Raw genomic sequence first — 10,088 nt, forward strand, 5'->3', positions numbered from 1 at the left:
TGCATCCGATCTTTAAAATCACCATTAAAAATTAAGTTAAAAACCATTCGTGTGTTAAATGAAAACATTACTTAGTTTAATTTGCTATATTTGGGAGTTTTAAAAATTAATAATGATATTTTCACTACAAGGCACTGTTCAGGAACTTACGCCTACCTATGCAGTGATCAACGTACAGGGAGTTGGTTACTATGTCGGTATAAGTTTAATGACCTCACAAACACTGGCCCTCAACAGAGAAACTTTTCTTTTTATTCAGCAGATCATCAGGGAAGATGCCCATTTATTATTCGGATTCAACACCCGTGCGGAGAAGGAAATGTTCAACCTCTTAATAAGCGTTAACGGAGTAGGAGCAGTTTCGGCCCTTATTTTACTGTCAACCTTAAGCCTTGATGAAATAGCTTTGGCTATCCTTTCTAAAAACAGCGCGTTGATCCAGAAAGCCAAAGGGCTTGGGGTGAAAACAGCGGAAAGAATTATTGTGGATCTTAAGGATAAAGTACAGAAATTCAGTAATCCGGACGAAAATATTTCTACCTACGCGAATAATAAAGTGAAGGAAGAATCGTTATCTGCATTAGAAGTTTTGGGGATTCCGAAACGCATGAGCGAGAAGCTGGCAGACAGGATTATAAAACAGAATCCCGATATTACAATAGAAGAGTTGGTAAAACAGATTTTAAAAAACATTTAACATTTGGTGGCAAATAATAAGTATCTCAACATATTTTTGTTCCTGTCGTTCTTATGTGTGTCAGCAATGACTTTTGCACAGCAGAGACCGCCGGTCCGTGACACAGCGATCATAAAAAAAGATTATCAGTTGGCCGATCCTACACAGTATGAGGCCTATTATGATATAAAAACGGGGATGTATTTCGTCTATCCTATGGTAGGAAATACAATAACCGGGCCACCCACTGCCATGTCTCCTGAAGATTATAAGGAATTTATGATGGCGGAACAGACCCGTGCCTATTACAAAGAAAAATCAGACCGCTACAGTCTGATGTTCAGAAAAGACAAAAGTGATGCAGCCAGAAAAGGACTGATTCCTTCCTTACAGATCAACAACAGGCTTTTTGAAACCATTTTCGGAAGCAATAAAATTGAAATTATCCCTTCAGGATATGCTTCTTTTGACTTTGGCGGATTATACCAGAAAATAGACAACCCGCTGATTCTTCCACAGAACAGAACCAGCTTTACCTTTGATATTGATCAACGAATCCAATTGGGTTTACTGGGTAAAGTAGGGGAAAACCTTCAGCTGAAAGCAAATTACGATACCCAGAGCGGTTTTGCCTTTGAGAACAGGATGAACCTGGTCTGGCAGGCTAAAGGAAGCTGGAAAGACCTCCAGCAGAAAGGGCTTCAGGATGTAGATAAACCGAGTGCAGGGGGAGAAGATAAAATCATCAAAAGAGTAGAATTCGGGAATGTGAATATGCCGCTGTCAACCAGTTTGATACGCGGTTCACAGTCGTTATTCGGGGTTAAGACCGAGTTCCAGATGGGAAAAACATACGGAACGGTGGTGTTATCCCAACAGCAGGGAGAAGCAAGGAATATCACGGTTCAGGGCGGCGGCGTCATGAATGATTTCAAGCTGAATGCCATTGATTATGAAGACAACCAGCATTACTTTATAGGACATTATTTCCTTGACAGTTATGATAATTCCCTACTGAACTATCCTCAGATCAACTCAAAAATAAGCATCACCAGGATGGAAGTCTGGGTGCTGGATCAGGGGAACAGCAACCTGCAGTACCAGAAAAGTATTGTCGGGATCAGGGATTTGGGGGATGCGCCGGGCGTTCTTCCGAATAATGACCAGCCGGGCTTAAATCTGTATTCTGCAGTGAACGGTTTACCGGGACTGAGAGATGCAAGTACCGCTTATAATGTCATTAAAGGCGCTAACCTTCCGGTTGCTTCCGGAGGTACGGAACCGTATGCGGACGGTGAACATTTCATTTTTAACAAGAAGGCCAGAAGATTAAATCAGAACGAATACATAGTACAGCCGCAGTTAGGGTATATTTCATTAAACCAGAGGCTGAATGACAACCAGCTCTTGGGAGTTTCATTTTCCTATACGGTAAACGGAAGCAACCAGGTGTATAAAGTAGGGGAGTTCTCCGAAGAAAGTACGGTTTTGGTGACTAAGCTTTTAAAACCGAACACAACAGTGAAGACTTCTTCCCCGATGTGGGACCTGATGATGAAAAATATCTATTCGCTGGATGCCGGACAGGTAAACCAGGACGGATTTATCCTGAACGTTTTATACAGGGATCCGCAATCCGGAGGTAAGGTAAACTATCTTCCGGTTAACAATAACGAGCAGATCAGGAGCCAGCCTTTAATTAAATTATTAAACTGGGACAGGCTGAATGCCAACGGCGATTTACAGAATAACGGAGGGTCAACCGGAGACGGTATTTTCGACTTTGTCAACGGTATTACCATCAGGCCTGAAACCGGGAAGGTGATCTTCACCAAAGTTCAGCCTTTCGGTAGCTTCATTCAGAATGTGATCGGGAGTAATGATGCGCAGTATGTGTTTTCAGACCTGTATGACCAGCAGAAACAGGTGGCTACCTCCAGCAACCTTGCGCAGCGGTATACCATTGAAGGCCGTTACAAAGGAACGCAGGGACAGGGAATATCTTTAGGGGCTGTCAATGTCCCGCAGGGTTCGGTAAAAGTTTCCGCAAACGGCGTGCAGCTGACGGAAGGAATCGACTATACCGTGGATTACATGCTGGGAACAGTGACAATTATTAATGACCAGGTAAAACAATCCGGTCAGGCGATCAATATTTCACTGGAAAACCAACTGACATTCAATACCCAGAGAAAACGGTTCTTAGGAGTGAATCTGGAAAGGCGGTTTAATGAAAACTTTATTTTAGGCGGAACCGTTGTTAATTATTCCGAATCCCCGCTGACCCAGAAAGTAAATTACGGACAGGAAGCCGTGAATAACACCATGGCCGGCATCAATTTGATGTACAACAACCAGCTTCCGTTCCTAACCAGACTTACAGATAAGATCCCGCTGGTAAATACAGAAGCGCCATCCAACCTGAACTTTAAAATGGAAGCCGCTTATCTGCTTCCGGGACTCAATAAAGGGATCAATGACCAGTCTTATATTGATGATTTCGAACAGACCACTTCAAAAATTACCTTAAAGGAACCGACGGCCTGGAGCCTCGCTTCAAAGCCTGAAAGGAACCAGTCAGATCCTCTTTTTGCAGGAGCCGGTAAAAATAATGATATAACAGAAGGCTACGGAAGAGGTTTACTGTCATGGTATAATATTGACCCGAGATTCTGGGGAGTAGGAGGAAAAGCGCCGGCAGGCATTACGCCGCAGTCGGTTTCCAACCATGCCTCAAGAAGGGTGCAGTTTTCTGAAATCTTCAACAACAGGGATTTTGTTGCCGGGGAACAGACGTATACCAACACCTTTGATATTTCCTATTATCCTACGGAAAAAGGACCCTATAACTCAAATTCTGCTACAGAAAGCACGGCACAGCGATGGGCGGGCATCATGAGGCCGATCTCGGTTTCCAACTTTGTGAATTCAAATATTGAATATGTAGAATTCTGGATGATGGATCCGTATGCCGATGGAAATACACTGGGTACCGCGCCAAAGCTTTTGTTACAGTTAGGTAACGTATCCGAGGATGTTCTGAAAGATGGACAGATGCAGTATGAAAACGGATTGCCTACCGCTTCGGCTCCGTCTACTACCACAAACTCAAACTGGGGAACCCAGCCTAAGCAGCCACCGATTTTATATGCATTCTCCAGTGAAGGAGCAGACAGGATTGCGCAGGATTTAGGATATGACGGATTAAGTTCAGACCAGGAAGCAGCGCTGTTCGGAAATACATTCATTAACCCTGTAACCAATCTGGTTGACCCTGCGGTGGATGATTTCGTATTCTATATGTCTGACCGGTTTACGGGAAATCAGGCTTCGTCTGTTATCCAGAGATACAAATATTTCAGAGGGCCTGAAGGCAACTCACAGAGCAACTCTCTGGAAGTGGCTTCCCAGACTCCGGATGCAGAAGACATCAATAAAGATTATAACCTGGATCAGAGTGAAAGCTATAACCAGTATGAAGTGGATCTGGCTCCGGGAAGCTTAGCTTTAGGATCAGATAATAATATTGTGGATATTAAGACCGTTCAGGCAACCTTCCAGAATGGCCAGACCTCACAGGTAAAATGGTATTTATTCAGAATTCCGGTTTCCAAGTATGTAACCACTGCGGGGGATGCTGATCCTGCAGTTTTAAACAATGTAAGGTTTGCAAGATTACTGTTAAAAGGTTTCGATCAGACATCCACATTAAGATTCGGTACCATGGATCTTGTAAGATCAGACTGGAGAAAATATCCTAAGAATGTTGCTGTTTTCGGAACGAATGCTCAGGCTGATCCTGCAACCAATGAGGGATTAAATAATGATACAACCATTGGGAACCTTGAAGTAGGAAGTGTTAATATCGAAGAAAATGCCTTGAACCAGCCTCCTTACGTACTGCCTCCGGGAATCGACAGGCAGATCCTGAGCGGAAATGCAGGAGCTCAACGACAAAATGAATCTTCATTATATTTAAAAGTTAAAGATTTAGCGGCTACAGAAGCAAAAGGGGTATTCAAAAATACTTCTCTTGATATGAGAAGATATAAGAAGCTTAAACTTTTTGTACACGCACAGGATCCAACCAACAGAGTAATTGGTCTGGATAAAAACACCAAGTTCTTTATCCGTTTCGGAAGTGATGCTACAGATAACTACTATGAGTATGAATCTGCATTGAAAATGACACCGACAACAGCAACGGCACCGATGGAAATCTGGCCGATGGAAAATGATGTGGACCTGAATATTCAGGATTTTGTAGATGCTAAAATTAGAAGGGATAAAAACAATCCTAATGATATTACAAAAAGGCTCATGGATACTTCATTTGATGAAGGTGGGACCTTTAGAAAATTATATATCAAGGGACGTCCGAGCCTGGGGAATATTACTACAATTATGATTGGGGTAAGAAACGGATACCAGAGAGGCGAGCCCAATGCGGCATCTATTGACAGAATTCTTTGGGTCAATGAAATCCGTCTTTCTGAAATCGAAAATGACGGAGGGTATGCAGGAAACGCAAGCTTGAACTTCAATCTCGGAGATTTTGCCACGGTAAATACCAGTGCATCCTATACTTCTGTAGGTTTCGGAAACATAGATTCCAAGCCGGCAGAAAGAAACCAGTCCACACAATCGGCATTCAGCATCAACACGGCAGTGAATGTAGACAAATTATTACCTGAAAAAACAGGGGTTAAGATCCCGTTGAACTATTCTTATTCTCAGACCATCGAAGATCCGAAGTACAATCCTTTGGATACCGATGTTGAGTTCAATAAAGCCGCTAACAAAGAAGAGCTGAAAAAAGTGGCAAGAACCTATACGCAGCAGAGAAGTATCGGGGTGGTAAACATGCATAAAGAAAGAATGAACCAGAATAGAAAACCAAAATTCTATGATGTGGAAAACCTTTCGGTAACAGCAGTGTACAATGATGATTTCTACAGGGATATTTATACCAAAAGAAACTACAGGCAATACCTGAGAGGGTATGTAGATTACAACTATACATTCAAGCCGTGGGTAATCCGTCCGTTCAACAAAATGATCAGCGATACCGCGAAGTCTACCAAATACCTGAGATGGGTAAAAGAGTTTAACTTTAACCCGGTTCCGACAAGATTCTCTTTCAGAACGGAAGTAGACCGAAATTATAATGAACTTGAATTCAGGAATATTGATGCCATCTTAAGCGGGAATTATGCAAATGACTTCGGAGCGCTTAAGAACAGGAACTTCTATTTCGGATGGCAGTACGGTTTAGGATTCAACTTTACAAAATCTTTAAAGCTTGAAATCAATTCTGCCACAAGAACCCTGAATGACAATATGGATGTCAATACCATGGATAACACGTCCATTTTCGGAAACGTATTCAGAGCCGGGAGGCCGGTGTTGTACAACCACAGGGTACAGCTGAATTATAAGCTGCCGTTCCAGTATCTTCCTTATCTGGATTTTATTGATGCGGAAGTGGGATACGGATTTACCTATAACTGGAATGCAAGATCCACGGTTTTACTGGCAAGTCCGGACGGAAGTTTAGGATCAATCGGTCAGAATACCAACGTGATTCAGGTAACGGGATCAGCAGACTTCACGAAATTCTTCGGCCAGTTCGGATATTTCAAGAACCTTTCTGCCAAACTGCAGAAGCGTAAGCAGGAAGTGGATTCACTGAACAATGCCTACACCCAGGCCTGGGAGAAAAACAGGTACGCTTATAAAAAGTATAAATTTAAAAACAGGCTGACTCCGCTTCAGAGCATGGCTTATCTGCTGACTTCATTCAAGCAGCTGGATATTAATTACTCTGAAAACAACGGAACCGTACTTCCGGGATTATTGTCAGCTCCGAACTGGTACGGTTACGGGCAGACCTTAGGAGGTCCTACAGCAGGATTTCTATTGGGGTCGCAGGCAGATATCAGAAGAGCAGTAATGGAAAATGGCTGGGTAAGTGATTCAGAATTTATGACCGATCCTTACATCCGAATGTCAACCAGGGAATTGCGGGCCAATTTACAGGTGATGCCGATGAATGATCTGAGAATTGATCTCAGCGCGATACATAATTACAACCGGAACTTTACCCATACCGGGTTTAATTACCGGGATCCGGTGACCGGACTTTCAAATCCGGATTATACTTTTGCCAATGATCTGGTTACCTATACCAATTCTGTGGTGCTTCTGAAAACAGCATTCCAGGACGGAACGGCCATTTATCAGGCCATCAGGGAAAATGCCAGGACTTTGTCACAGCAGATGCCCGGAGCGCTTCAGCCGGACGGGTTTAAAGACGGGTACGGAATTTCAAATGCCTATATTTTAATTCCGGCATTCCGTGCAGCAGTGGAAGGAAAGACGGTAAAAATGATGGATAATCCTAAAAAAGCAGGGCTTCCGATTCCGAACTGGAGGATTACGTATTCAGGGTTGAGGAATGTTCCTATCATTAACGGGCAGTTCTCGAAATTTGATATCCTGCATGCGTATCAGGCAACCTATACGGCAACGGGAATCCAGTCAAGTATCGATTATTTCAACAGGCTGAATTCACTTACGAGCTCAGGAAGAGACATCAATGATGATTACATCAATCCGTTTACTTTCGCTCAGGTAGGTTATGTTGAGAACTTCTCGCCGCTGATCGGTGTTGATATGACCATGAGAAACAATATCCAGCTGGGTATTCAGTACAACAGGTTACGGACATTGTTATTAGGATTGGTGAACCATACCTTAACGGAAGATTCAAACAGTGAATATGTCGTAAGGGTAGGATACATCATCAGGAATTTCAGACTGGGAATGACCAATGTGAGAGGAAGAGGAAAAGGCAAAGGCACCGACCTGAATATCAGGGGAGACTTTTCACTGAGAGACAGCAGAACAAGCATAACCAATATCTTGCTGGATGATTCCCAGATAACAGGCGGCCAGAGGCTGATGAATATCAAGGTTTCCGCAGACTACAATGTTTCCGAAAATCTGAACCTGAGAGTATTCTACGAGCAGATGACTTCCAAATATAAAATCTCAACAGCCTTCCCGCTGTCAACGGTAAGAGCTGGTATTTCCGCAACGTTTACCTTCGGGGATTCAGGAGGTTTTTAATAAGAACAAAAATAAATAGATATGTCCTTCAGTTTTGGAGGACATTTTTTATATCCGATATTTGAACCTTATAGAATTTTGAATACATTTGTACAAAATAAAATTTAAAAATGAACACACCATCAGAATTAAAGTACACGAAAGATCACGAATGGATCAAGATCGAAGGTAACGTAGCGACCATCGGTATTACAGACTTCGCACAGGGCGAGCTTGGAGATATCGTTTATGTAGATATAGATACTGTAGATGATGAACTGGAAGGAGGTGCCGTTTTCGGAAGTGTAGAAGCTGTAAAAACAGTTTCAGATCTATTCTTACCTATTGCAGGGAAAGTAATTGAGTTCAATTCAGATTTGGAAGACCAGCCTGAATTATTGAATACAGATCCTTATGGAAACGGATGGATCATTAAATTAGAAGTTGCTGAAGGTGCAGATCATTCAGAATTGCTTTCTGCAGAAGAATACCAGGAAATCATTGGATAAGATTTCAGACATATTTAGTAAGATTTTGCCCGTTTACTGGGCATTTCTTACTTATATGCTTCTAAGGCCCGGAGAAGAAAACCATGAATACTGGTTCATGTTCAGCGGGATCGACAAAGTTTTGCACGTCAGCATATTTGCCATGCTGGGATTCTGTTTCATTGCTGCCTTTCCCAGGATCAAATTTTCCTATTTCTTTCAGATCATTCTGATCTATGCATTCGTTACCGAGATTCTTCAGGAAAAAATGGGGCTCGGAAGATCAATGGAAGCCTTGGATGTCGTTGCAGATACCATCGGCTGCCTGATCGGGTATGCTGTATATAAAATGCTGATCAAGCGTTTTTTCTGATTGCATAAAAGAATACTCTTATTTCACTTGCTGCTTTATTTTTCATAATTTTTTCTTGGGAGCTTAATCCCGCTATCCACTCTTACTCCTCACGCCGGGCTTGCCACCGCATTTTCCTTTGCTTGTCCTTTTCTTGTTGCGGGGTAGCCGTTTCTATCGGGGCTAGGATTTAGTTGGTTCCATAATAATGGTTCTTATAATCCGCTACATTCAGCATCCCTTATTATCATTCTAATTAACTCTCATCAGTCCTTGTCAATAATCCCTGCATTAGAACTTCCCCTCCTTCGAAGGGGTGTCAAAAATCCACAGGATTTTTGACGGGGTGGTTTTAGGATACTTTATTCTTATGTATTGTATGCTTTATATAGTCTTATATATAGCATACCTTATATATATAATAAGTATACTACTTAATCATGTTCACTCAAACCTCATAGGTTTTGAAAACCTATAAGGTTTCTATTAAAGTTTAGGTTATACAATTCTCTTAGATGTTCTTAATCCGGAAAGCCTGCTTCCTTGAACTTCTTCTACACTTATAAAGCCTGTTTAAAGAACTGACTCTCCATTTAGAACCGGAAACACCTACTTCACCGAACTTTCTTTTACGCCTATAAGCCCTGTTTAAATCCTTTGTTTCCTGTTTAGACCTGGAACAGCCTCACTTCATTAACATTCAGGTGATGCTCAGAAGCTTTATTTGATTGTTGTGGATAAGTCTGGTTTTATTGTAACGGTGTAGAAGTTAATAATATAAGTCTGTAATTACCCACAAAKTGGGTTTTAAGRTGAACAGRAAGTAAATTTTACGTTAAATATATTTGGGTAGTAGGGCTGAAGTTTCTATCTTTGCCCCACTGAAAACGAGAGTTAGTCAGTAGCGCAGAAGGAGCTTTTAGATAAGCTGAACATTAAGAACTAATCATCTACATTATGTGATTGCTTGAGGCAATTATATGGGGTACGGATCGGGAAAACTTTTTAAGATTTTAATTAAATAAAATTTGGAAAAGACAAAAAGATTTGTATCTTTGCAGTCCGGTAAAACGGGAGCGCAGGAGTAGANCGAGAGTTAAGTCAGTAGCGCAGAAGGAGCTTTTAGATAAGCTGAACATTAAGGACTAATCATCTACATTATGTGATTGCTTCAGGCAATTATATGGGGTACGGATCGGGAAAACTTTTTAAGATTTTAATTAAATAAAATTTGGAAAAGACAAAAAGATTTGTATCTTTGCAGTCCGGTAAAACGGGAGCGCAGGAGTAGAGGAGTTGGAKGTGTAGAGAAGGGTTTAGGGTTAACAAAAAAACTTTAAAATTTCTTCAAAAACATTTGGTGGATTAGAAATAAAGTTTTACTTTTGCACACGCAAATACGGCAAAGCCCAACGACAGAAAAGGGTAGCCGGGRWAGCGGAAGAAAAGAGATCATTGAAAA

Annotated in this window: 4 protein-coding genes; all 4 read left to right on the forward strand. The window is 41.7% G+C overall.

The window, feature by feature from the left end; translation table 11 throughout:
- Positions 1-112: 112 nt before the first annotated feature.
- The 4 genes from ruvA to ASE55_RS13360 all read left to right on the forward strand — a co-directional run bounded on the left by ruvA (position 113) and on the right by ASE55_RS13360 (position 8,647).
- Positions 113-697, forward strand: coding sequence for a Holliday junction branch migration protein RuvA (ruvA, locus tag ASE55_RS13345; RefSeq protein ID WP_056220530.1), 585 nt, complete (start codon positions 113-115; stop codon positions 695-697).
- A gap of 66 nt (positions 698-763) precedes the next feature.
- Positions 764-7,807, forward strand: a complete 7,044-nt coding sequence (gene sprA, locus ASE55_RS13350) for a cell surface protein SprA (RefSeq protein ID WP_082474546.1) — start codon at positions 764-766, stop codon at positions 7,805-7,807.
- A gap of 110 nt (positions 7,808-7,917) precedes the next feature.
- Complete coding sequence (gene gcvH, locus ASE55_RS13355) at positions 7,918-8,295, forward strand: glycine cleavage system protein GcvH (protein WP_027387050.1); 378 nt, start codon at positions 7,918-7,920, stop codon at positions 8,293-8,295.
- Complete coding sequence (locus ASE55_RS13360) at positions 8,240-8,647, forward strand: VanZ family protein (RefSeq protein WP_238585053.1); 408 nt, start codon at positions 8,240-8,242, stop codon at positions 8,645-8,647. Before gcvH ends, ASE55_RS13360 begins: the two co-directional genes overlap by 56 nt.
- Positions 8,648-10,088: the final 1,441 nt, after the last annotated feature.

Origin of the sequence: Chryseobacterium sp. Leaf201 (assembly GCF_001421435.1) — a bacterium.
Taxonomy (GTDB): domain Bacteria; phylum Bacteroidota; class Bacteroidia; order Flavobacteriales; family Weeksellaceae; genus Chryseobacterium.

Excerpts from the sequence above, each read along its gene's own strand:
- ruvA (WP_056220530.1), top strand. The coding sequence starts at position 113 with ATGATATTTTCACTACAAGGCACTGTTCAGGAACTTACGCCTACCTAT.
- sprA (WP_082474546.1), top strand. The coding sequence starts at position 764 with ATGACTTTTGCACAGCAGAGACCGCCGGTCCGTGACACAGCGATCATA.
- gcvH (WP_027387050.1), top strand. The coding sequence starts at position 7,918 with ATGAACACACCATCAGAATTAAAGTACACGAAAGATCACGAATGGATC.